We start from the raw sequence: 22,529 nt of genomic DNA, 5'->3' as shown, positions 1-22,529 counted from the left end.
GCATGGAAGTTGTCGGAGCGGTGCGCCGCCCAGGACATTGAGTCGACCGCATTCCACACCCGACCGAAGCGAGGTGGACGCCCGTGGTCAATGCCCGGCCCGACATCGGCACCGATCGTGCCACAGGATCAGGACGGCTGATATTCGGCAGCGTGATCGCCGGAGTACTGCTGTCCGTGCTGTGGTCCTACGAGTTCGTCGATCACGTGATCGGCGCGAACGTGGCCAACGCGCTGCTCGGTGAGGAAGCCGCGACGGCTTCGATCGCCGGCACCGCCGCCGGCCTGGCGTTCGCCTTCGTCTCCGGGCTCGCGGGCACGTTCACCGCGTGCAACATCGCGATGGCCGCCTCGATCGGCCCGATGAGCGAAGCCGGCGGGACCGCACAGGGCACCTTGAGATCCCTGTTGCGCCCCCTCGGCTTCTTCACGGCGGGCATGGTGGGCGTGTCGGCGGTCTACGGCGCGATCGGCGTGCTGGTCGGACCGAGCCTGCCGCAGCTGTCCAGCGCGATGGTCGGCACCATGCCGGTGCGCCTGGTGCAGTCGGCCATCGTGTTCGGCATCGTCGGCCTGGCCATGGCCTACCTCGGGTTGGCCGCCCTCGGTGTCGTGCCCGACGTCTTCCGCGGCCGGCCGGTGGCCCGCGTGGTCGTGCTCGGCGCGCTGGTCGGCGCGTTCCTGATCGGCCGGCCCTACCCGATGTTCATCAAGTTGTTCCGCTCCGCGGTGGAGTCCGGGAACCCGCTCTTCGGCGCGGGCACGTTCGTGCTCCAGTCCATCGGCAACGTCCTGCTCGTCGTGATCGTGTTCGCGGCGCTGGCCCTCGGCACCAAGGGCCGGTTCCTGCGGTGGTTCAGCAGCCACACGCGCCGCTCGACCCTGGTCAGCGCCTCGCTGCTGATCGCACTCGGTGTGTTCCTGCTCGTGTACTGGGACGTGCGCGTCCCGTCGATCTTCGGGTTCGGCTGGTTCCCGACCATGCCCTACAACTGACAAAGGAGCTGAACGTGACCGCGACACTCGCTGCCTCGACGTCGACGAGGTCAGACTCGCCCATCCGGAACGGGGCGATGGCCGGCCTCGCCGGCGGCCTCGTGTTCGGGCTGCTGATGGCCGGGGTCGACATGCTGCCCATGGTCGGCATGCTGATCGGCGTGGACAACGCCGTCGTCGGCTTCATCGTCCACATGATCATCTCGGCCATCGGGGGCGCCCTGTTCGGGCTCCTGACCCGCAACCTCAAGCTCATGCCGCCCGTCTACGCCGCGAGCATGGTCTACGGCGCGGTCCTGTGGGTGCTCGGCGCGCTGATCATCATGCCGCTGTGGTTGAGCGTCACCGCCGACCCGATGATGAGCGACATGGTGTTCGTGGTCGGCGGCCCCCAGTGGGTCAGCCTGTTCGGCCACGTCGTCGCCTACGGCATCACCACCGGCGCCGTGCTGCTCACGCTGCGCGGCCACGCCAAGTAACGCCACCGCACCCGGTCCCGCCGCGCCCCTCGCGGCGGGACCGCGCACCGCACTGCGGGACCACGCAGTCCGGGCCGTCACCGGCCACCCCCCGAGTGGCCGGTGACGGTTAGCGTGACCGCCATGGCGCACATCGACCTCGGCTTGGACGAGACCATCCACCCCGGCATCACCGGCCCGATGCGGTTCCGGCCCGAGACGGCCAAGCCGCTCAACGAACTGGCCGAAGTCCTCCTCCGCGCACCGCACTCCATGCCGGCCGGGGAACGCGAGCTCATCGCGTCCTACGTGTCCGCCCTGAACGAGTGCACGTTCTGCCACAACTCCCACTCGGCGTTCGCCGCCGCCCAACTGGACGAGGGCATGACCCTGGTGCAGCAGGTGAAGGCGGACCTCGACACCGCGCCGGTGTCGGAGAAGCTGCGCGCGCTGCTGCGGATCGCCGCCGCCGTGCAGGACTCGGGCCGCAAGGTCACCACCGAGCTGGTGGACCGGGCGCGGGCCGAGGGCGCCACCGACGTCGAGATCCACGACACCGTGCTGATCGCGGCGGCGTTCTGCATGTTCAACCGGTACGTCGACGGGCTGGGCACGTTCGCGCCGACGGACCCGGCGGCGTACGACGAGTCCGCCAAGCGCATCGTCGAGCAGGGCTACGTCGACTCGGTCTGAGACCCTGCCGCCTCTGCCCTCGCCGCCTCGTCCCCTGTTGCGTCCACCCGCTGGTCGGCCGACCGTTCCCGGGCCGACCGGCGGCGGCGCACCAGCGGGTAGGACAGCAGCACCAGCGCCACGAACGGCACGCCGACCTGCCACGCCGGCCCGAACGCCTCGGTGAACGCCGTGGCCACCAGCACCAGCACGACGTACAGCAGGCTCAGCACGGCGGTCAGGGCCCCACCTCGCAGCCGGACCGGCGACGGCGGCAGGTGCCGGCGGGCCCGCCGGAACGCCAGGTGGCTGATGAAGATCAGCAGCCAGGCCGTCATGCCGCTGAACAACGCGATGCCCAGCAGCACCGGGAACGCCGCGTCCGGTGAGACGGCCGCGGCCACCGCGGCGGCGGCCAGCCCCGCGGTCGACGCGAGCACCGCGTTCACCGGGCTGCCGTGCCGGGTCACGGCGGCCAACGCGGGCGGGGCGTAGTGGTCCAGGGCCAGTGAGTGCATCGTGCGGGACGCCAAGTACAGCGTGGTGTTCGCGGCGGACAACGCGGCGGTGAGGATGACGAGGTTCATCACGCCCGCGGCCGCCGGAATGCCGATCGAGGTGAACAGCGTCACGAACGGGCTCTCCGCCACGCCGTCGACCGCGGCGGCCTGCGTCCACGGCACGATCGCCACGATGATCGCGGTGGCCGGCACGTAGAACAGCGTCAGGCGCACCACCACCCGCCGGGCCGCACGCGGGATGTCCCGGGCCGGGCTGCGCGACTCGGCGGCGGTCATCGCCACCGACTCCACGCCGCCGTAGCTGAAGGTCGCCACGGTGATCGCCAGGAGCACGCCGACCAGGCCGTGGGGCGCGAACCCGCCGTGGGCGGTCCACGCCGACAGCCCCGCCGCGTCCTGCCCGGGCGGCCCGAGCACGATGTAGAACGCGCCGAGCACCAGGAACACGACCAGGGCGGTCACCTTGATCATCGCGAACCAGTACTCGACCTCGCCGAACAGGCGCACGGCCGCGAAGTTGACCGCCAGGATCGCCACCGAGAACACGCACACCGCCGCCCACAGCGGCACCTCGGGCCACCAGTACCGCACGTAGAGGCCGGCCGCGACCACCTCGCCGCCGACGGTGATCACCTGGGTCGCCCAGTAGCACCACCGCTGGACGTACCCCGCCAACGGTCCCGCGTACCGCGCCGCGACCGCGCCGAAACCACCCGCCTCCGGGTGCACGACGACCATCTCGGCCACCGCGTAGGCCACCGCCACCGCCGCCAGCGCGCCGACCAGGTAGGCCACCACGACGGCCGGTCCGGCCATGGAGATCGCGAGGCTGGAGCCGAGGAACAGCCCGGTGCCGATCGTGCCGCCGAGCGAGATCATGCCGATCTGGCGGCTGGTCAACTGCCGGCGCAGCCCACCGTTCGCGTCCTCCGCCAAGACTTCCTCCGGGGGGTCGATCCGTGCGCGGGCAGCGCGACAGTGCCAGGCACGCCCGGGTCGCGCCATCACCTCGGACGCCACCGCTACGGCCGGCCGAAGTGCGCGGACGGCACCCGGTCCTCAGTGGACGCCGGTCAGCCGCTCGTACCGGAACGGGGCCAAAGCGTCGCTCCGGTCCTCCCCCAACGCCTCCGCCGCGACGAGGTCGCCCGCGTGCAGGCTCAGCGTCGCGCCGCTGTGCGAGACGGCGAAGTGGAAGTTCGGCAGGTCGAGCGCCCGCCCCAGCACCGGCAGCCCGTCGCCGGGGATGGGTCGTTCGCCGACCCGGACGCTCTCCGCGGTCGCGGCGCGCAGGCCCGGGTAGAGCGCACGGCTCGCCGCGACCACCTCGTCCACCGCCGACGGGTCCACGCGGATGCGTCCGGTGTCGGACGCGGTGGCCGCGTCGTCGATCTCCGGCGTGTGCAGCAACAGCCGTCCCGCGCCGTCCGGGCGCAGGTGGACGTGCGGGGCGTGGACGACCCGGGACACCGCCACCGCGACCGGCGACGTGCGGACGAGCACGCCCCGGGTGTTGCGCATCGGCAGCGCGAGGCCGGCCAGCTCGGCGACCCGCGCCGCTCCTGGCCCGGCGCAGTCGATCACCGCGTCCACGACGAGCCGCCTGCGCGAGGCGAGCCGGACCGCCCGCACGGCGCCGGCGGTCACCTCCAGGGCGGTCACCGCGTCGTCACCGACCACTTCCGCGCCACCGGAGACCGCCGTCGCCAGCAGGTGGCCGATCAGCCGGGTCGGCTCCACCCAGCCCTCGCGGGGGAAGTAGGCGATCCCGTCGTCGGGCAGGCCCGCGGGGTCCAGGTCGGGTTCGAGGACCAACGCCTCCGCGCGGTCGAGCCATCGCGCCTCGTACCCGTAGTCGAGCACTCCGGCGACCTTCGCGCGCAGCCCGTCGCGCTCGGCGTCGGTACCGGCCCACTCCAGGTTGCCGGTCTCGTGGTACCAGTCGCCGTGCGGCACGTCGGCCGCCAGTCGCCGGTGCGCCTCCATGCCCGCGACGCTCAGGTCGTGGTAGGACCGCGGTTGCTTGCCGCAGGAGTTGGTCCACGAGAACGTCGCACCGGACGTGCCGCCACCGGGCGCGCCGGCGTCCACGACGGTCACCCGGGCGCCGCGGCGGGTCAGCGAGGCGGCCACCGCCGCGCCGTAGACACCCGCGCCGATGACGACGACGTGCGCGACCATGCCGATCCGCCTCCGATCACGGCAACCCGTTCTCGCTGCGGCACCTGGAGATCCTTCACCCGCACGATACCCGTTTCCCACCAGTCCTCACGGGGTCCGGCCGCCACCGGAACCGCTCGGCCGAAACGGCTCGACTTCGGCGGAGGTGGCGAATAGTGGAACCGGTGCCGCGGGGGGCGTACGGGTCTCCGCTCACGCGGGCAGCGCGGCCGGGGCCGTGCGAGCGGTCCCGAGCGCCCACCCGAACGCGACCCCGGCAACCGCGAAGAGGGCGATGGGCGGTGCGGGCAGGAGCAACGACGACAGGCCGAGCACGACCAGCGACGCGGCCAGGCACAGGCCGCTGAGCGACCGCGACCGGGTGACCAGGTCGGGTGCGGACCGCGCCACGAGCAGGCACACCGCCCCGCCGAAGATCAGCGCCGCGGCCATGACCAGCGACATGCCCTGGTCGAGGTCGTGCAGGCTGCGCCGGACGCCCGCGATCTCGGTGTGGTACTCCTGCATGGCCGCGACGGCACGGGCCGCCGCGGGTTCCTCCGGCCGCAGCGTCAGCGCGGCCGAGATCGCCAGGTGTCCCACACCGGTGACCACCCACGCCCACGCGCCGATCCGGAACGCCGTCAACGCTCGACGCGACATGGCTCCGACCGCCCTCCCAGTTGACCATACACATGCGTATGTTCGATCCATACACATGTGTATGTCAACGCCGGGTGGCCTACCGCACAACGGTCATCTGCTCGATGAGATGCTTCAACGCCGCACGCCCGCGCGGGCCGTCCGCCGCGACCTCGGGCACCACGCCGGCGGCCACCCGCCGCAGGTCCGCCCAACCGAGGAAGGCGGCGTAGGCGACGACCGCCTGCCGCCGTGCCACCGCCGGGGTGAGGCCCAGTTCGGCGTAGACCTCGGCGAGGTAGGCGATGCGCCGTTCGATCACGCGGGTCAGCACGGGGGCGATCGCGGGGTGGTCGGCGTGTGCGACGAGCGCGGGTTCCAAGCCGGCGACGACCTCCGTGGCGAGCGCCGCCCGGAACCCCTCGCCCAGCTTGTCCACCGGGTCTTCGATGGCGGTGAGCCGGGTGATGAGGTCGGCGGTGGCGCGCTGTTCCCAGAACTCCACCGCGGCCACGAGCAACGCCTCGCGGTCCTTGAAGTGCCAGTAGAAGCTGCCACGGGTGATGTCGAGCTCACCCGCGAGCCCGTCCACGGACACGGCCGCCACACCGCCGCGGGCCAGCGCCCGCAACGCCGCCATCGTCCAGTCCTCGCGGGTGACCCGTCCTCTCGCCATGATCCGAACAGTAGTGCCCGGGCCACGTCCGACCGCCCCGCGCGGCGACGTACTTCAGCGTCGAAAGTCTGCCGACCATGCCCGAGAAGTGGCACGACCCCTTCTCGTCCTGCGGAATCGGAAAAACGCTCGGCTCATCGCACGCGAAAGCGATCCACACCGGCGGCGCGGCACCGGCGGACCCCCGGCACGATCTCGGACGGCGCCACGTCCATCGACCACGAGAAACGGTGACCGGCCACACGCGACCGACCCGCCGTGCATCCGAGAGGACGAGCCGGCGTGGCACTTCACCCGCGCACCGCCCTGACCGGGCACGACGCCGCCGCGGCCGCCGCCGAACCGGACACCGCGCACCGGAAACATCGGCGGTGGCGCCCTGACCGGTGAAAGCACGAAAATCATGGAAATGTGATCGACCATCGCACTGCGCAAAACGTGGTCGTCCACGCACGTTCCGTGGAACGGATATCCTGTCCTCGATGCCCCTGGACGCGAAATGTGAATGTGATCCCGGTTGTGCCGCGGTTGCGGTCGCCGGGGAACACCCGCACGATGGCGGTGGCCGCCGCTCACGGCGACTCGTCGCCGATCGGGTGAAGACGTGGGAGTGAGCACAGTGCACCTGGCGCACGTGTCGGACTACGGAACCGGGCGGAAGTGAAGCGCACCGGTCGCCGGAGAGCCGGGACGTCGACGCTGCTGCTCTTCGTGGCGCTCGGCGCCCTCGTCGCCGCGTCGTTCGCCGTGGTGACGTCGGTGTCGGGCGGAGACCGGTCGACCCAACCCGCGGCGCTGCGGTCCTCGTCGGCGCAGGCCTCGTCCGCCCAGTCCTCGTCGGCACCGCCCTCGTCCACCTCGACCGAGCCACCCGCACCGGTGCCGGCCGCGGACCCGTGCGCGGACGACGTCGCCGCCCTGCCGCTGCGGGCCAGGCTCGCCCAGCTGCTGGTGGTGGGCGTCGACCCGCGCGGACCCGCCGACGCCCTCACCGCGGTCCAGGGTGAGCAGGTGGGCGGCATCTTCATCGGCGGCGACGACGTCGGCCTGCTCAGCGCCGGGGCGCTGGCGCCCGTGCACGCCGCGGCCGCGTTGCCGCTGACCGTCGCCGTGGACGACGAAGGCGGACGGGTCCAGCGGCTCGAAGCGCTCGCAGGCTCGCTGCCCAGCGCCCGCCAGATGGCGGCCGCCATGTCGCCGGACGAGGTCCGCGCCGTGGCCGAGAAGCGGGGGCTCGCGCTGCGCGACCGCGGCGTCACCACCGACCTGGCCCCCGTGCTCGACACCAGCGGCCAGCCCGACCGCACGGTCATCGGTGACCGGTCGTTCAGCGCCGACCCGGCCACCGCCCTCGGCTACGCGCTCGCGTTCGCCGAAGGGCTGCACAAGGCGGGCGTCACGCCGGTGGTCAAGCACTTCCCGGGGCACGGCAACACCACCGGCGACTCCCACCTCGGCGCGGTGACCTCTCCCCCGCTCGACGCGCTGCGGGGCGCCGACCTGGTCCCGTACCGGCACCTGCCCCGCTTCGGCGACGTCGTGGTGATGCTGGGGCACATCGACGTGCCCGGCCTGACCGGCGGCGTGCCCGCGACCCTGAGCCCGGCGGCCTACGCGCTGCTGCGCGGCGAGTTCGGCTTCACCGGTCCGGCGATGACCGACGACCTGGGCGCGATGCGCGCGGTGACCGACCGGGTCGGCCTGCCCGACGCGGTCACGCAGGCCTTGGCCGCGGGCGCCGACATCGCGCTGTGGTCCTCGGGCGGCCGGGTGCGCGAGGTGCTCGACCACCTCGAAGGCGCGGTGGCCTCGGGTGCCCTGCCGGCGGCCCGCGTCGACGAGGCGGCCCACCGCGTGCTGGCCGCGAAGCGGGTGTGCTGAGTCACGTCGGGTCGCCTCATATGCTGGGCCGAGGTTCCGGCTGGGGGAGGCATCGGCAGTGCGATACGTGGCCATCGGCGACAGCTTCACCGAAGGGGTGGGCGACGAGCTCCCCGACGGCTCGCCCAGGGGGTGGGCCGACCTGGTGGCGGCGGGACTGGCCGTCGGGCTCGGCGAGACGGTGCACTACGCCAACCTCGCGGTCCGCGGCCGGCTGCTCGAACCGATCGCGACCAGCCAGCTCGACACGGCGCTGGCCCTCACGCCCGCGCCCACCCTGGTGACGCTCAACGGCGGCGGCAACGACATGATGCGCCCCGGTGTCGACCTGGCGCGGCTGGTCGAGCTGACCGAACGGGCGGTTCACCGGTGCGTGGCGGCCGGGGTGCGGTTGGTGCTGCTCAGCGGGGCGAACCCGGCGCAGCGGCTGCCGTTCGGCCGCACGATCCACCGCCGGGGCGAGGTGCTGACGGCGGCGATCGCCGAGCTGGCCGCGCGGCACGACATCCTGTTCGTCGACGCGTTCAACGACGTGGAGGTCCGCCGGGCCGAGTACTGGTCACCGGACCGGCTGCACCTCAACGCCGCAGGCCACCAGCGGGTCGCGTCCCTGGTCCTCAACGCGCTGGGCCACACCACCGAGGCGCACGCGGTCGACCCGACCCCCGCCGCACGCCGCAGCGTGCTGAGCGAGGCCCGCTACTACCGCGAACACGTGCTGCCCTGGGTGAACCGCCGCCTGCGCGGCATCTCGTCCGGTGACGACGCGACCGGCAAGCACCCCGACTGGATCCCGGTGGACGCCAAGCCGCGCGTCTGATCCGGGCGGTAGTTGACCGGACACCGACCGTTGCCCCGGCCGACGAGTGCCGCCATGATGGCGGTTCGTCAGTAGTCGACCAACAATGGCGGTGGTCTGGTGAAGAAGTACCGGATGGTGCTCGTCGGGATCGCCGCGGCGCTCGTCGCGGCCGTGGCCCCCGCGCTGCCCGCACAGGCGGCGACGACGTTGCCGGCGTCGAACTTCCGCCTCAAGGCCACCGCCTACTCCGGTCTGATCGACGACCTGGACGCGGCGCTGCCGAACGTGAGCGTGCCGACCGTCGTCGGCGACGGCAACCGGGCCGCCACCGCCTGCTCGCCGGCCGCGGCCAACCGGCTCGCCGCGTTCTGCTGGAACAGCGGGGACGACGACGTCACGTACTGGATGCCGCAGGGGATCACGACCACCGCGGACGCCTACGGCGAGGCGACCTACGAGGGTTCGACCGCGATCCTGGTCAGCTGGTACGACAACGGCACCGACGGCATCGACCGGGGCATCCGGGTCTCGTTCGTCGACTACGCCACCCCGTCCGCGCCCACCTACCGCCACGTGCTGCTGGTCGAGCCGTACACCACGACCGCGGGCCACGCGTCGTTCCGGCCGGTCAACCTGCACGCGGGTGGCATGTTCTGGTACGGCCACCTGCTGTACGTGGCCGCCACGAGCAGCGGCTTCCGGGTCTTCGACCTGCGGCACCTGTGGCAGACCAGCACGACGAACGGCTCGGCGATCGGCCGCCAGTCCGACGGCAGCTACCAGGCCTACGGCTACAAGTACGTGCTGCCGCAGGTGTTCGCCTACAACCAGTCGACCACCAACGGGCACGCGCCCATCCGGTTCTCGTTCGCGTCGCTGGACCGCACCAGCACCCCGGACAGCGTCGTCGTGGGCGAGTACGCCAACCCCGGCGCGGGCAGCCGGTTGTTCCGCTTCCCCATCGACTACACCACCCGGATGCTCACCACGTCGTCGGACGGCTACGCCCGCGCGAGCGAGGCCTACGAGGTGTCCGTGCAGAGCATGCAGGGCGCCACCGCGGTCGGCGGCAAGTTCTACCTGTCCACCAGCGACGGCAGCGGCAACGCCGGAGACCTGGCCACGTTCAAGCCGGGCGGGTCCGTCGTGATGCACCACGACGTGCTGCCGATCGGGCCGGAGGACTTCTCGTACTGGCCCGCCAAGGGGCAGCTCTGGTCGCTGACCGAGTACGCGGGCAGCCGTTCGGTGTTCGCCGTGCGCGCCGCCGCCTACTGACGTCGGCGCGGGTCGGGGTCGCCCGGCTCCCGGCAAGGGCCGCCCGGCTGCTCCCCGTGACGGTCAGGGGCGCATGGCTCGGTGACGGTCAGGGTCGCATGGCTCCGGGCACGGACCACAGCCACTCCTCGTAGGACGCGACCCGGGTGTAGATCCCGCCGTCGCCGCAGGGGCGCAGCGAGGAGGCGGTGGCCCGGGACGTCGCACCGGCCAGGAACCACTGGTCGTCCGACGACACGTACGCGGGCCCGCCGCTGTCGCCGTTGCAGCTGTCCCGGTCGAGGAACGGCGCCCCGGCCACGAACTCGGTGTCCGCGTCCGCGCCGTACCGCGGGTCGTCGCTCGCGATCGGCACGTCGACCATGCGCCTGCGCCCGTAGCCGGTCGTGCCGTGCACGTCGGTGTTGCCGTAGCCCGCGAGCCGCACGAACGCGGCGTCCGCGAGCTGGTCCCGGGTGGCGAGCGGCCGCGGCGGCAGCGAGGTCGGGCGTTCCAGCACCAGGACCGCGATGTCGCCGGTCGGCCGGGGCGGGAGGTAGTCGGGGTGCGCGAGCGCGGTCCGCACGCCGATCACCTCGCCGTCCTGGGGGAAGTTCACGTCCTTGCCGGTGAACACGCGCGCCGCGCAGCCGCCTTCCACGCAGTGCCCGGCGGTGACGACGACGTTCGGCGAGACGAGCGTGCCCGAGCAGCACCACCCGTTGGCGCTGCCGACCGCGACGCAGTCCGGGAAGTCCGACGTCGGCACGCCGCCGATGATGCGGGCGCGGTCGGCGACCACGGCGCGCATGTTGGCCAGGTACACCGGGTCGGTGTAGATGCTGTCGGTCGGGGCCTGCGCGCCCGCGCCGACCGCCGACCTCGTCAGGGGCGACACGCCGCGGCGCAGCAGCGAGCGGGCCAGCCGGTAGCTCTCGGCGCCGTCGCCGGTGAGGAAGCCGTCCACCTGGTTGGCGAAGGCGTGGTACACCAGCACGAACCGCTGTTCGTCCTCGCCCGCGATCATCCGGGCGAGGTCCTCCACGGCGGCCATGGGGTCCTGCGGTCGGTCAGTCGTGGTGGTCATCGTGGGCCTCCGAAATCATCTTGTCCATCAGGTCGTAGAGCTCCGCGCCGGCGGCCCGGTCGTCCACCGCGGGCGCCCGTTCGTCCTCGCCGGCGCGTGAGCCGTCCCCGACGGCCTTCGCGACCTTGTCGAGGATCAGGTCCTGGGCGTTGACCTCGCCGGGCGGCGGCGGGGCGAACAGGGCCGGTTGCCGGTCGAACGCCAGGCGCGCGGCCGCGACCAGGGACCGGACGTCGCTGGTCTCCGGCCGCTGGTGGTCCACCAGCCCGTCGGCGGCGGTGACGGCGTTCGCCTGCTGGGCGGCGGTGAACGAGATCACCGCGCGCAGCGGGCGGTCGCCCAGGCCGGGGTACCGGCCGTCGAGCAGCGCGGTCGTCATGGGTGCGATGTCGGCCTCGTACGGCCCGCAGGCCGTCGGCCACGATCGCCGCACCTCGTCCGCCGCCGCGGTGAACCCCGTCGCCGCCAGGGCCGTCGCGGTCAGCGCGAGCCGGACCGGAGCAGGCGGGTGGACCAGCACCGGTGCCCCGGCGGCGACCTCCGCCGCCATCCGCGCCGGTTCCACGACGAGCAGGTCGGCCAGCGCCGACACGAACGCCGGTCCGGCCGCGAGCACCGCGTACAGGTCGGCGAAGACCTCGGGCAGCCACGTGTCCCAGGCGTCCCGCCTGGCCTCCGGCATGGTGGTGAACACCGGCCGGGTCAGCGCGCGCACCGTCCCGAGCAGCTCGAAGTCGCGCTCCACGGCGTGGCCGACCTCGTGCGCGATCACCGTCGCGTCGGGCAGGTGCACGAGCTGGTACCAGGGCAGGCCGATGATCGGGATCGGCAGTCTCGTGACGACGCCGAGGAAGTCGGTGGTGTCCAGGGCGTCCGGGACGTCCTCGACCGCGAACGGCGTCTCCCGCAGGTGCGTGAACGGGCTGAACTCGCCGCTCAGGTGCACCAGCGGCGCTTCCCGGTCGCTGCCGGCCGCCGCGGGCGCGTAGCAGAGCCAGGCGAACTCGTCCACGGCGGTGAGGAACGGCCGGTACCAGTCCACGTACCGCAGGTTCAGCTTCGAGCGGTAGAAGTCCCACAGCCGGTGCACTTCGAGCATCCGCAGCTGGAGCCGGCGGCACTCCCGCAGCACGTCGTCGCCGTCGGTCGCGACGGCGTCCAGCTCCGCGCCGATCCGCTCGACCACCCCGCCGAGCCGGTCGGTGAGCCGGACGACCTGCGTGCGGTGCTTGCGCAGGGTCCGGCCCGGTCCGGTCTCGTCGCGCCAGCGGGCGAAGTCCGCGTCGATGCCCGCGAGCTTGTGCCGCAGCTCGGCGACCTTGCGGTCGACGGTGGTCATGGTCGTCCTCCCGGTCCGGGCACGAGCCGCAGCCACGGCAGGTGCGTGTGCAGCGCGACACCGGCGGACGGCAGCACCCGGTCCGGTCCGGTCGCACGGTGCGCGGGCGAGCGCAGGCCGCCGGCCACCTCGCCGAGCGTGCGGCCGGCCGCGATCGACCCGATCATGGAGTCGCACAGCTCGTACCCGTCGTCGCCGGCCAGGCCCGTGCCGAGCACGCCGGCGCAGCGGCCCAGGGCGAACAGGTCGCCCGCGAACGCGTTGCGCAGCAGCAGGTAGGAGATGGCGTCCTCGGAGCCCCACGGGCGGTTCACGTCGAGGACCACGAGCGGCCGGAACAGGTCGCGGGGCACGGCCGCGAGCACCCGGTTGAGCGCCGTCACCGGGATCTCCTCGGCGGTGGGGGTGGCGCTGAAGGCCTCCTTCGCCCAGCCGCCGGCCAGGAAGGTGAGCGCGACGCCTCCGCCGGACTCGCGCAGGCCGCCCGCCAGGTGCACCACCGCCGGCGGCCGTCCACCGTGGACCGCACGGGCGACCGCGCCGGCGAGCCGGTCCAGCGTCGGGTTGTCGACCGGCTCCACGTCGAAGCCGTGCCGGCGGTACATCCGCGCCAGGTCGACCCCCGAGCCGAGGTGGCCCCGGGTCGAGTTGATCTGCAACGACCCGCTCGGCTGGGCCAGGACCACCAACGGCGTGGCCGGTTCGGCGAGGTCGCGCTGCAACCGGTCCAGCAGGTCGACGTCGAGGTCGGCGTCCCGGGTGAGCCCACGCACCTGCCGGTACCGCAGCACCGCGTCCCGCGTGTGCGGGCCGAGGTCGCCGTCGGCCGCCAGGTCCGCGCCGAGCACCCGGTTGAGGCCCACCTGGGCGAACCTGATCTCGTCGCGGTACGCGGCCTCCCGCGAGACGGCCCGGTAGAACGTGGCGACCGCCGGGTCGAGCACGACCGGTCGCCGCACGTCCGGTCGCAGCGCCAGCTCCCACGGCACCGCACCGAGCCCGCGGTCCTCCACGTCGCACCGGAGGTCGAACGCGCCCGCGTGCGGCGAGTCCAGCGCCCGGAGCGCGTCGGCGGGCAGCACCAGCGACCCGAGCCAGGCGCACGTCGCCGCCCAGTCGGCCCGCAGCCGTTCGGCGAGGGGTCCGGGCCGTGCGTCGGCCAGGGCGCCGTCGTGGTGGGTGGTGGTCTCCCCGCCGGGTGGGATGGAGGTCTGCACGACCAGGTCACGGCCCGCGGCCGTCAGCCGGATGCGCCCGCGCGACCGCTTCAACGTCGTGCTGATCCGGCCCCTGGTGAACCGGGCGGCGACCGACGCGCGCCGGGTGTCGCCCAGCGCCGCGAAGGCCGCGCCGGCGCGGACCAGCTCCGGTTCCGGCTCCCGGCTCGACCGCTCGGCGACCACGCTGCCGGCGTAGTGCAGCCGGGCGTGCCACTGGGTCTCGCGCTCCCCCGCGGCGTCGAGCAGCGGGGCCGCCCGGCGCAGCGACGCGTCCGCCTCGGTCAGGTCGTCCAGCCCGATGAACGCTTCCGCGCGTTCCACCAGGAAGGCCGCGCACAGCATCGGGTGCGCCGCGAACCGGGACAGGAACGCTTCGACGTCGTCGCGCGCGAGGCGGTGTCCGACGCCCAGCCGGTCCGCCGCCCGCGCCCACTCCCGCAGGAGGAACGTGCCGCCGGGGTGCGCCGCGGCCAGCTTGCGCCGCGCCGCCACCGGGTCGCCGGTCAGCCGGTCGACCTCCGCGAGCGTCAGGTCCAGCAGTGCCCGGTCCGCCGCGCGCATCCGTTCCGCCGTCGTGTCCACCAGCGGCAGGACCTGCCGCCAGGCGTCGCGTGCGGCGTCGTCGTGCGGATCGGGCACCCGGCCGAGTTCGGCCAGCACCACGACCCGCGCGGACGCCGGGGTGATCTCACGCAGCCGGGCCACCAGCTCACCCGGCAACCACCGGGACACGTCCGGCAGGCCGATCGCGAGCCCTTCCACCGCGGCCCGCGCCACCGGGTGCGGTGGACGTGACCGCCCGTGCAGTTCGCCGATCACGGCGGAGACCGCGTCCCACGCCTCGTGCGGCCGTGCGGCCAGGCCGAGCAGCTCCACGCGGGCCAGCTCGACGCGGCACCACGCGTCGCTGCCCGGGGTGGTCAGGTCGGCGGCCGCGGCCAGGTGGTGCTCGGCCAGGGTGAGGTTGCCGATCTCGCGCATGAGCAGCAGCGCGGAGTGCGCGTGGCAGCGTGCGACGGCCGAGCGGTCGCCCTCGCGGTGCCACCGGGACCGCGCGGTCTCCAGCGCGTGCAGGGCTTTGCCGTAGTGCGCGACCATGCCCTCGGCGAGCCCGGTCAGCTCACGCGTCAGCGCGGTCCCGGGCGCGGCGGTCGGGTCGGTCGTGTCCCGGGCGGCGCGCTCGGCGCGGTGCGCCAGGTCGAGCGCGAGCAGCGGTTCGCGCGCGGCCAGCGCGACCCTCGCCCCGGCGGCCTGCCCCTCCCAGTCGCCGTCGTGCGCGGCCACCCGTCGTGCGTGCTGCGCCGCCCACGCCAGCCGGTGCACGCCCAGACCCAGCTCGACCGCGAGCAGACCGGACCGGCGCTGCTCCTGGGGGTTCAGCGGCGCACCGCGCCGGGCGGCGGTCAACTCGCGCACCGCTTCGCTCAGGCGACCGAAGTGCCGGTACGCCCGCACGATCCGCAGCCGGATCGGCGGCTCCCACCGGCGCGCGCCGACGCGCACGGCCGCCTCCGCCGCACGGCGGTACTCGTCGGGTGCCTGCCGGTCGCCCACGAGCAGCAGCACGTCGCCGAGCAGGATGCGCAGCCGGACCTCGTCCTTGGTGCCGGCGGCCTGCGGCAACGCCCACTTCAGCTCCTGCTCGGCGGTCGACGTGTCGCCGGACTTCACCGCGAGCGCGGCGCGCACGTACGCGAGCCGCCAGTCGGGCACGACCTCCGCACCGGGACCGCCCCGGTCCTGCACGACGGCGGCGAAGTTCTCCTCGGCCCGGCTCCACAGCTGGTCCGCCGCCTCGACGCCACCCACCCTGGCCATCTGCGTGAGCGCCGCGGCCAGCTCGTAACGCGCCTCCACCACCGTTTCCCGGGTGACGATCGGCGTGTGCCCCCGCCACCGGCGCGGTTCGCCATCGGCGTCGACGTAGTCGGGCCCCAGCACCTCCTCGGCCAACGCCGCGCGCCGGTGCGCCTCGCCGAGCTCGACCTCGTCCAGGGCGGCGCGCCAGTAGTCCACCGCCGCGGGCCCCACCAGCCGGAACCGGTGGTAGACCGCCTCCCGCGTCCACCGGTCCCACCGGTCGGGGTCGGCGTCCGCCTTGCGCTCGAAGAAGACCACCGCGTCCGCGTGCAGCAGGTCGTGCACGCGGTGGCGGCGGACCAGCCGGCGCATCGGCTCGACCACCGTGCCGCCGAACCGCAGCGAGTCCGGTTCGCCCGCCACCGGCACGACCCACGACGTGGTGCCCGCGAACCCCTTCAGCCGCGCCCACAGCGCGTCGACGTCGATGTCCGCGCAGGTCGGGAACAAGGGCTCGGACGCGGCGCCGGGCAGCATGTCCTCGCCCGGGTCGTCCAGGTCGACGTCACCGGACGCGGCCGCGCGCAGGTGCGGTTCGAGCACGGCGTGGACGAAGTCGGCGCTCAGCGTCCGCGGCACCATCCCGTACCGCAGCAGCCAGCGCAGCCCCGGGTCGGCGATCGGCCGCAGCACCTGGAGGACGAGCGCGGTCAGGTCGGCCTGGTGCTCCTTGATCTCGGCCGGGGTGATGTCGGGCCGCTGCTGCACGAGGTCGGCCAGGCGGGCCAGCACCACCGGCTCGCCGCCCGCCTTGTCCGCGATCGCCTGTCGCAGGTCGGACCGCGTGATGCGGCGCAGGGCACCCAGGTAGCGGAGGGCGTCGTCGCGCGTGAACGGGGTCAGGCGCCGTTCCACCACGGCCGGTCCGACCCCGACCCCGACCGGGTAGCGCCCCGCCAGCACGAACCGCACCGCCGCGCAGTCGTGGTGCAGTCGGAGCAGCTGCCGCAGCAGACCGTCCAGCTCCTCCCGCGGCCGGTTCGCGTGCACCTTGTCCAGCGCGTCGAGCACCATCACGGCGGGGCCGCCCGCGGTCGCCTCGTCGAGGGTCCGCACGAAGTCGCGCGTCACGCTCGTCCCCAGCCGGTCGTGCCGGTCGCCCAGGCGCCTGCTCGCGGCGGCCACCCGGCTCGGGTCGACGACCTCGCGGCGCGACAGCAGGCCGGTCCACCCGTACCGCTCCAGGAACTCGGTGAACGGTGCGGCGGCCAGCTGCTGGTCCAGCTGCGCCGCCGCCTCCACCAGCAGCAGCCACGGGTAGCGCGCGACGTTGACCGGGTCGAGCACGTCGAAGTCGCCCAGGGCGCACGGGACGCGGCCCGGCACCAGCACCCGTGACACCAGCCAGCGCAGCTCCGTGGTCTTGCCGCGCCCCGAAGGACCGTGCAGCACCACGATCCGCGGCCCGTCGCCCCGGATCAGCCGCTGGTAGGTCGCCTTCGTCCCGGCCGTTTCCAGGAACGTGGCGGACTGGAGGTACTCGGTGGACCACAGGCCCCTCGTGCGCAGGTAGGCGGCCCGGTCGTGGCGCAGCGCGATCAGCTCGGGCCCGATCAGCCGCGCCCGGTCCTCGGCGCTGAGCACGTCGAGCAGTTCCTGGCACAGCGCCAGGTCGTGCCGGTGGTCGGCCTTCGCGTACAGCCGGACGAACAGCTCGGCGGCGGCGCGGTGGTCGATCAGCACCAGCTGTTCGAGCAGGTCCACGTGCTTGTGCGCGGCGCGGTAGTGCCGCGCCAGGCGGGTGGTCACCGCACGCAGGTCGTCGGGCACGACACGCGGGTCGGACCCGTCGGGCCACCAGCCGTTCCAGTAGCGGGACTTCGCGCCGGGCCGCAGCCGGTACCCGCCCGCCGCGCCCGGGATCGGCTCGACCTCCGGCGCGGTGACGACCTCGTCGAACGACGGCGCGCCCTCGACGTCCGCGACGAGCGCCTTCTCGTACAGCTCCCGGTCGAACGCGCGGACGGTGGCGCACCGCCGCAGCACGTCGGCCTGCGGCGCGGGTTGCAGGGCGGCGAGGACGTCCTCCAGCGAGTCGCCCTTGGCGAGCCGGCGCAACAGCTCGGCGTCGAGGTGGGTCATCGCATCCGCCTCACGAGGTTCTCCAGGTCGCCGAGGACGGCCGGGCTCCACAGGCCGGTGGCGACGCCCTCGCCGATGGCCTTGATCAGCTGCACGTGCCGCTGCCCGATCGCGCGGCCCACCGCCAGCACCACGTCCTCGGCCAGCGCGGGGAACTCCTCGGCCTCGATGCAGTGCAGGTCGACGCGCTTGCCGCCGCCGCGTTCGGGCCAGTGCGTGGCGGTCTGCTCGTTCGTCATCACGACCACGAGGCTCAGGTTGGGCAGCTCGCCGTCCGCGACGTGGCGGATGAGGTGGTCGTAGAGCTGTTGCCGGAACGCCGAGTCCAGCACGTTCCCGACGTGGTCGAAGATCAGCAGCAGCGGCTCGGGTTGCGCCGCGCGGCCCAGGCACGCCCGGAACGACTCGAACGTCGCCGCGACGTGGTGCGACGTGCCGCCGGTCAGCCGCGGCCACCTCGTCGGTTCCGGTGTCGGCACGGGCGGGTCCGGCGGGAGCCTGCCCTCGGCCAGGTGCACGACGTCGTGGTTGAACCGGTCGAACGCGCCGGCCACGCCCTCCGGCGGGTTCGGCAGGTCCTCCGCCACGTCCCGGATGGCGTACAGCACCTCCAGGAAGTCGAACCGGGTCGGGCGGTCGCCCGGACCCTGCACGTCCAGCGGGTTGGGGCGGTCGAAGCTGACGTACTTCACCCGCCGGCCGCGCACCGCGCACCGCCGCCGCAGCCAGTTCAGCAGCCGCGTCTTGCCCACCTGCGAGTCGCCGACCACGAGCAGCAGCGGTTCCAGCGGCTCGCCCGCGCCCGGGTCGACGCCCTCGAGGAGCGTGTGGCGTTCGTGCACCCGGTTGACGAACGCGCCGACCTCCTTCTCGAACTGCTGCTCGATGCGGGCCGCCCGCGCACCGGTCGCGGACAGGTCCGGGAGCACGTCGTCGGGACGCACCCGCAACGTCAGGCTCGGCAGGATCCAGTCCCTGGCGCCGTCGTTCACGCCGGCCGTGTACACGGCCTCGCGGGCCGTCGCGACCGCGCGGTCGACCGGCTCGTTGTCCAGCAGGCTCCGGTACAGCGAGCCGCCGAACAGGGCCGCCGCCGTGCCGCGGATGTCGCTCTGCATGCCGACGACCGCGGCGGCGCCGCTCTGCAGGAACACGTCGGTCAGCGCGACCGCGTCCGCGGTCTCACCGGAGCGGCAGGCGTTGAGGATGGCCAGGCGCGGCGCGGGACGGCTGAGCAGGTCCGCGATGTAGGTCGCGGTGAGCAACCAGGCCTCACGGCCGGGCGGGACGATCCGCAGCGCCGGTTCCTTGGTGCTCGCCTTGCGCGTGCCGTGCCCGATGAAGTGGAGCACGTGCGGCCTGACCCGCTTGTAGGCCGCTTTGAGGTCCGACTCGGCCGGCCGGGACAGGAACTCCACCTCGATCCGCCCCGGTGCGCCGCCGACCACCCTCTTGATCTCCCGGATCTCGTCGCGGGCGCCGATGTCGTCATCGTCGTCACCCCGCACGACCAGCACCCGGATCGGCAGCGAGTCGGCGACCGGGTCGTCGCGCACCGCGCGCTCGTGCACCCTGGTGAACGGGTGGTCGGAGTCGAGGAACAGGGCGTGCGCGGCCCTGGCCGCTTCCCACGGCAGGCGGCGCAATCCGGGTTCCACGCTCAGGAACGTCCGCTTCACCCCGGCACGCGACCAGTGCTCCCGCACGGTCGGCGGCAGCAGCAGCCCGCCGAGGTGCAGACCGACCTGGGCGAAGGTCTGCGACTCCGGGTTCTGGTGCAGGAACCCGACGACCGCCTCCGGGACCTCGGCCCCGGCCAACGCCGCGGGCAGCGCCCCGACCCCGAGGTCGGCCGCGACGGTGTCGGAGGCCGTCGGCTCGGGCGGCCACACCCCGTCGTCACCGACGTAGAGGTCGACCCGGTAGTCGGCCCCCTGGCCGCTCCGCGTGACTTCGATCAACGCGTCCACATGGGTTCACCCACTCGATTCGGACACGGCACCTCCCCGCCGGCCGCTTATCCCTGAAGTCGCCTGCCCGCCATGTGGGGTTACGAATTGTCACCCGTTAGTGCTAATCCGTACCGCCGTCGAGAGCAGGACGTAGTGGATCGTGCACGGAACGCGTCTTCGATCACGACGCGCATCCCACCGAAGTCATGCCGGGTTCGCGTCCGACTGTGCCTGCCGGGTAGTCGGTCCTCAGCGCTGCCGGGCGGTCTCTGCGGCTTCATCGAGCCACACCACATGGACCCGCTGCACCCCTGCCGACTGAGAGCTGATCTCGAACAGCGTCCGGGCGCTCTCCGCGCTCTGGGCGTGCAGTGGGAAGTCACCTTCCACGGAATTGACATCAGCACGCTCGGCGTAGGCCAAGCCGTAGCCCGCGACGCGGACGTCTTCCCCGCAGCCGTACTCCTCCACGAGCGCGAACAGCCGCGGTGCCTCCTCGCGTGCCACCTCCTGGAGCACGTAGGTGAGCACCACCTCCAGGTTCTCGGCGCTCAGCCCGACATCGGCCAGCCCGGTCATGCGCTCTTCCTCTTCTCGAAGCTCTGGATCAGGTCGGCCAGCGCGTCACCTGACATCAGGCGGCTCCCCGCTTGTTCGGGTGTCACCAGCCAGATCACCGGGGTGGTCTCCAGAGCGCTCGGCGGCAACGGCAGGGGCATCCCGGCCTCCACCACTCGCGCCTCGTGGCTCATGAGCACCGACGGCATCGGCGGCCGGACCAGGAAGTAGGCGATCGGAATGTTCGGGAACGCCGGCACCGGCGTCGGGAACGCGGCGAACCACGGGTTGTCCGCAAGCTCCATGACCAGCGACTCGGCCACGGCGAAAGCTCCCAGCTCCGAACCAGTCACGGTGAAGACGTTCGGCTCGTGCAGTCCCGAAGCCGACCACCACTCGCGCACCAGCTCGGCGTTGGTGGTTGCTTCTTCGATCGGCCGGAGGCAGGGACTGCTGACACGTTGTTCGTCTACTGGGCTAGCGAAGTGTCGGTCCTTCCAGACGGCTCCCGGCAGGACGGGCCAGCCCAGTTCGGCGTAGCTCAGTGCGGCTTGCAAGGTCGTGGACGGTTCGGTGTCCGGCGTGCTGGTCGGCACTGCCTGGCCTTTCTGTTGAGCGATCTTCTGTCGGAGTGGAAGCAGGAACGACCTCGAACAGGTCGTCGAACTGCATCGGGGCGAGGGCGACCAGCGCCCCGCCGATGAACGCCGGGCCAGGCTGCAACTCGCCGCCCAGCACCCGCGCGATTGTGGAGCGGTTGACGTCCATCGCCTTGGCGAGGACATAGTCCGAGCGGAATCCCGCGAGACGGGCGGCCTTGGTGAAGACGCCGGTGCGCAAGCGGATGGTGTGCGGCATGGTGGTCCGGCCCTGGTCCTCGTCTTATATGGACGGCTGGATTCGTGCGGACGTCATTACTGGGTCGCTCTCTTGCGGTGGGGTCTTCGCAGGTGTGGCACCCAGCGCCAGGGATCAGCGCGCGACATACCGGCAGGTAGTGTTCGTCGGGACAATCCGCCGGTGTGCCCTTCCAGGTGCATCGCCTGGCACTGGGGCCGAGAGCAAGAATGGAATCCCGCCGAGCCGATCAACAGGGACAAACCCACGCCCAGGTGGGGCCACAGTGGCGCAGGGGTACCCTTGACCAGGCGAAACACCAACCGGATCACCGGCAAGACAATGCTAGGGAGGTCATCCGATGGCGGTACGGCGAATCGGTCTTGCACGGGCACGGAAAGCGGCCGGGTTCACCCAGGAGTCGTTCGCCGAGGCCATGCACGTCGACCGTTCTACGGTGGTGCGGTGGGAAGCCGGTGAAAGAGAGCCTCTTCCTTACCAGCGCCCGAAGCTGGCCCGCCTGCTGCGAATGTCACTCGACAGACTTGATCAGATACTTGCGGCTGGTGGGCATGGCGAGCCAGGTGATCGCCTCGCCCACTCCTTGGAGCAGCCCGGCTCTGTGGATCTCTTGACTGTGGCACAGCTGCGGCAGCATGTTCACGAACTCGATGAACGGTACGACCGGGCTCCCTCGACCTCGCTCCTCGCGGAGACAGGCCAGGCGCTGGGGCAGATCACCTTCCTCTCCGCACACGCCAAGGCACACCGTGTTCGCCGAGAGTTGAGCGCGGTCGAGGCCGAAGGCGCGATCTTGATGGGGCAGCTCGTCTGGGACGCCTCGCAGCGTCGTGACCACCGCACCGCTCACCGCTACTTCGACCAGGCTGTCACAGCAGCCAAACGGGTGCGCGACCCTGCGGCCGAAGGCTTGGCCTGGTTGCGCAAGAGCTACGTGGCGCTCTACGGCGAGACCGATCCCTCCACTGGCTTGGCGCTGACCCTGAGGGCAGCCGAAACCACCGCGGAGACGAGCCGGGTGCTCAGCGGCCTCGCCACGCTCCACGCCGCCGAGGCCCACGCCATGATGGGACAGCTGACCGACTGCGAGCGGATGCTCGGAGAGGCTGATCGTCACTTTGAGCAGGTCGACGCCGACGACGTCGCGCTCGACCTGTTCTCCCCGACCCAACGCGGGCGACTGGCCGGCTCGTGCTACCTCTTCCTCGGCCAGGCAGAGAGGGCCGAAAGCATCCTCGGCGCCACGGCTGCCGAACTCCGCGAGCGCTCGAAGTCCGCGGCCATCGTGCTCGGCAACCTCAGCTTGGCCCGTCTGCGCCAGGGCCAGGTGGACCAGGCCGCCGGGACGCTGCACGAGGCAATGGACGTGATCGAGCTGACCTGGGGCGGTGGCGGACTCAACATCCTGTTCGACGCCTGCCGCGAGATGCAGCCGTGGCGTCGGGAGCCCGAGGTGCAAGATGTCCACGACCGGGTGATGACGCTGATGGCGACGAAGTAGGAGGGCCG

Annotated in this window: 18 protein-coding genes; 7 read left to right on the top strand and 11 right to left on the bottom strand. The window is 72.7% G+C overall.

Annotation, left to right across the window (positions count from 1 at the left end; all coding sequences use genetic code 11):
* Positions 1-152: 152 nt before the first annotated feature.
* The 3 genes from AB0K14_RS27030 (at position 153) to AB0K14_RS27020 (ending at position 2,146) form a co-directional block, all read left to right on the top strand.
* Entirely contained in the window at positions 153-995 is an 843-nt protein-coding gene (locus AB0K14_RS27030) for a hypothetical protein (RefSeq protein WP_360460203.1), read from the top strand.
* Between the two features lie 14 nt (positions 996-1,009).
* On the top strand, positions 1,010-1,474 hold the full coding sequence (locus tag AB0K14_RS27025; protein WP_360460205.1) for a hypothetical protein: 465 nt from the start codon (positions 1,010-1,012) through the stop codon (positions 1,472-1,474).
* A 123-nt stretch (positions 1,475-1,597) separates the two neighbouring features.
* On the top strand, positions 1,598-2,146 hold the full coding sequence (locus AB0K14_RS27020) for a carboxymuconolactone decarboxylase family protein (protein WP_360460207.1): 549 nt from the start codon (positions 1,598-1,600) through the stop codon (positions 2,144-2,146).
* On the opposite strand, the gene AB0K14_RS27015 is transcribed toward AB0K14_RS27020, so the two are convergent.
* From AB0K14_RS27015 to AB0K14_RS27000, 4 genes are all read right to left on the bottom strand, one after another.
* Positions 2,128-3,582 carry an amino acid permease gene (locus AB0K14_RS27015; RefSeq protein ID WP_360460209.1) on the bottom strand — a complete coding sequence of 485 codons (1,455 nt, stop codon included), beginning with the start codon at positions 3,580-3,582 and terminating at the stop codon, positions 2,128-2,130. The two genes, AB0K14_RS27020 and AB0K14_RS27015, sit on opposite strands and share 19 nt — an antisense overlap.
* 123 nt (positions 3,583-3,705) lie before the next feature.
* On the bottom strand, positions 3,706-4,827 hold the full coding sequence (locus AB0K14_RS27010) for an FAD-dependent oxidoreductase (protein WP_360460211.1): 1,122 nt from the start codon (positions 4,825-4,827) through the stop codon (positions 3,706-3,708).
* Positions 4,828-5,019: 192 nt separating this feature from the next.
* Positions 5,020-5,469: a hypothetical protein gene (locus AB0K14_RS27005; RefSeq protein ID WP_360460213.1), complete on the bottom strand. Its 450-nt coding sequence runs from the start codon at positions 5,467-5,469 to the stop codon at positions 5,020-5,022.
* Positions 5,470-5,548: 79 nt separating this feature from the next.
* On the bottom strand, positions 5,549-6,124 hold the full coding sequence (locus AB0K14_RS27000) for a TetR/AcrR family transcriptional regulator (RefSeq protein WP_360460215.1): 576 nt from the start codon (positions 6,122-6,124) through the stop codon (positions 5,549-5,551).
* 660 nt (positions 6,125-6,784) lie between these two features.
* Here AB0K14_RS27000 and AB0K14_RS26995 point away from each other — a divergent pair.
* From AB0K14_RS26995 to AB0K14_RS26985, 3 genes are all read left to right on the top strand, one after another.
* Positions 6,785-8,005 carry a glycoside hydrolase family 3 N-terminal domain-containing protein gene (locus AB0K14_RS26995; RefSeq protein WP_360460217.1) on the top strand — a complete coding sequence of 407 codons (1,221 nt, stop codon included), beginning with the start codon at positions 6,785-6,787 and terminating at the stop codon, positions 8,003-8,005.
* A gap of 58 nt (positions 8,006-8,063) precedes the next feature.
* Entirely contained in the window at positions 8,064-8,825 is a 762-nt protein-coding gene (locus tag AB0K14_RS26990) for an SGNH/GDSL hydrolase family protein (RefSeq protein ID WP_360460219.1), read from the top strand.
* Positions 8,826-8,924: 99 nt separating this feature from the next.
* Entirely contained in the window at positions 8,925-10,085 is a 1,161-nt protein-coding gene (locus tag AB0K14_RS26985; RefSeq protein ID WP_360460221.1) for a hypothetical protein, read from the top strand.
* Between the two features lie 88 nt (positions 10,086-10,173).
* Here AB0K14_RS26985 and AB0K14_RS26980 read toward each other — a convergent pair whose 3' ends face one another.
* The 7 genes from AB0K14_RS26980 to AB0K14_RS26950 all read right to left on the bottom strand — a co-directional run bounded on the left by AB0K14_RS26980 (position 10,174) and on the right by AB0K14_RS26950 (position 21,020).
* Positions 10,174-11,151 carry a serine protease gene (locus AB0K14_RS26980; protein WP_360460223.1) on the bottom strand — a complete coding sequence of 326 codons (978 nt, stop codon included), beginning with the start codon at positions 11,149-11,151 and terminating at the stop codon, positions 10,174-10,176.
* Positions 11,135-12,490, bottom strand: a complete 1,356-nt coding sequence (locus tag AB0K14_RS26975; RefSeq protein ID WP_360460225.1) for a hypothetical protein — start codon at positions 12,488-12,490, stop codon at positions 11,135-11,137. Before AB0K14_RS26975 ends, AB0K14_RS26980 begins: the two co-directional genes overlap by 17 nt.
* On the bottom strand, positions 12,487-17,652 hold the full coding sequence (locus tag AB0K14_RS26970) for an AAA family ATPase (protein WP_360460227.1): 5,166 nt from the start codon (positions 17,650-17,652) through the stop codon (positions 12,487-12,489). Before AB0K14_RS26970 ends, AB0K14_RS26975 begins: the two co-directional genes overlap by 4 nt.
* The gene (locus AB0K14_RS26965) at positions 17,649-19,622 is read right to left on the bottom strand and encodes a CHAT domain-containing protein (protein WP_360460229.1); all 1,974 of its coding nucleotides are present in this window, start codon (positions 19,620-19,622) and stop codon (positions 17,649-17,651) included. The genes AB0K14_RS26970 and AB0K14_RS26965 overlap by 4 nt, the downstream gene beginning before the upstream one ends.
* Before the next feature lie 231 nt (positions 19,623-19,853).
* Positions 19,854-20,183: a hypothetical protein gene (locus AB0K14_RS26960; protein ID WP_360460231.1), complete on the bottom strand. Its 330-nt coding sequence runs from the start codon at positions 20,181-20,183 to the stop codon at positions 19,854-19,856.
* Positions 20,180-20,719, bottom strand: a complete 540-nt coding sequence (locus AB0K14_RS26955) for a bifunctional DNA primase/polymerase (RefSeq protein ID WP_364339051.1) — start codon at positions 20,717-20,719, stop codon at positions 20,180-20,182. Before AB0K14_RS26955 ends, AB0K14_RS26960 begins: the two co-directional genes overlap by 4 nt.
* Positions 20,640-21,020, bottom strand: coding sequence for a hypothetical protein (locus AB0K14_RS26950; RefSeq protein WP_364339048.1), 381 nt, complete (start codon positions 21,018-21,020; stop codon positions 20,640-20,642). Before AB0K14_RS26950 ends, AB0K14_RS26955 begins: the two co-directional genes overlap by 80 nt.
* Positions 21,021-21,360: 340 nt before the next feature.
* Here AB0K14_RS26950 and AB0K14_RS26945 point away from each other — a divergent pair, with 340 nt between their 5' ends.
* Positions 21,361-22,521 (top strand): helix-turn-helix transcriptional regulator, encoded by a 1,161-nt coding sequence (locus tag AB0K14_RS26945; protein WP_360460235.1) that lies wholly within the window; start codon positions 21,361-21,363, stop codon positions 22,519-22,521.
* Positions 22,522-22,529 lie beyond the last annotated feature (8 nt).

Source organism: Actinosynnema sp. NPDC050801 (assembly GCF_040673975.1).
GTDB lineage: Bacteria > Actinomycetota > Actinomycetes > Mycobacteriales > Pseudonocardiaceae > Actinosynnema.
The sequence above is the reverse complement of the archived record's forward strand: the minus strand, read 5'-3'. Positions and strand labels throughout refer to the sequence as shown.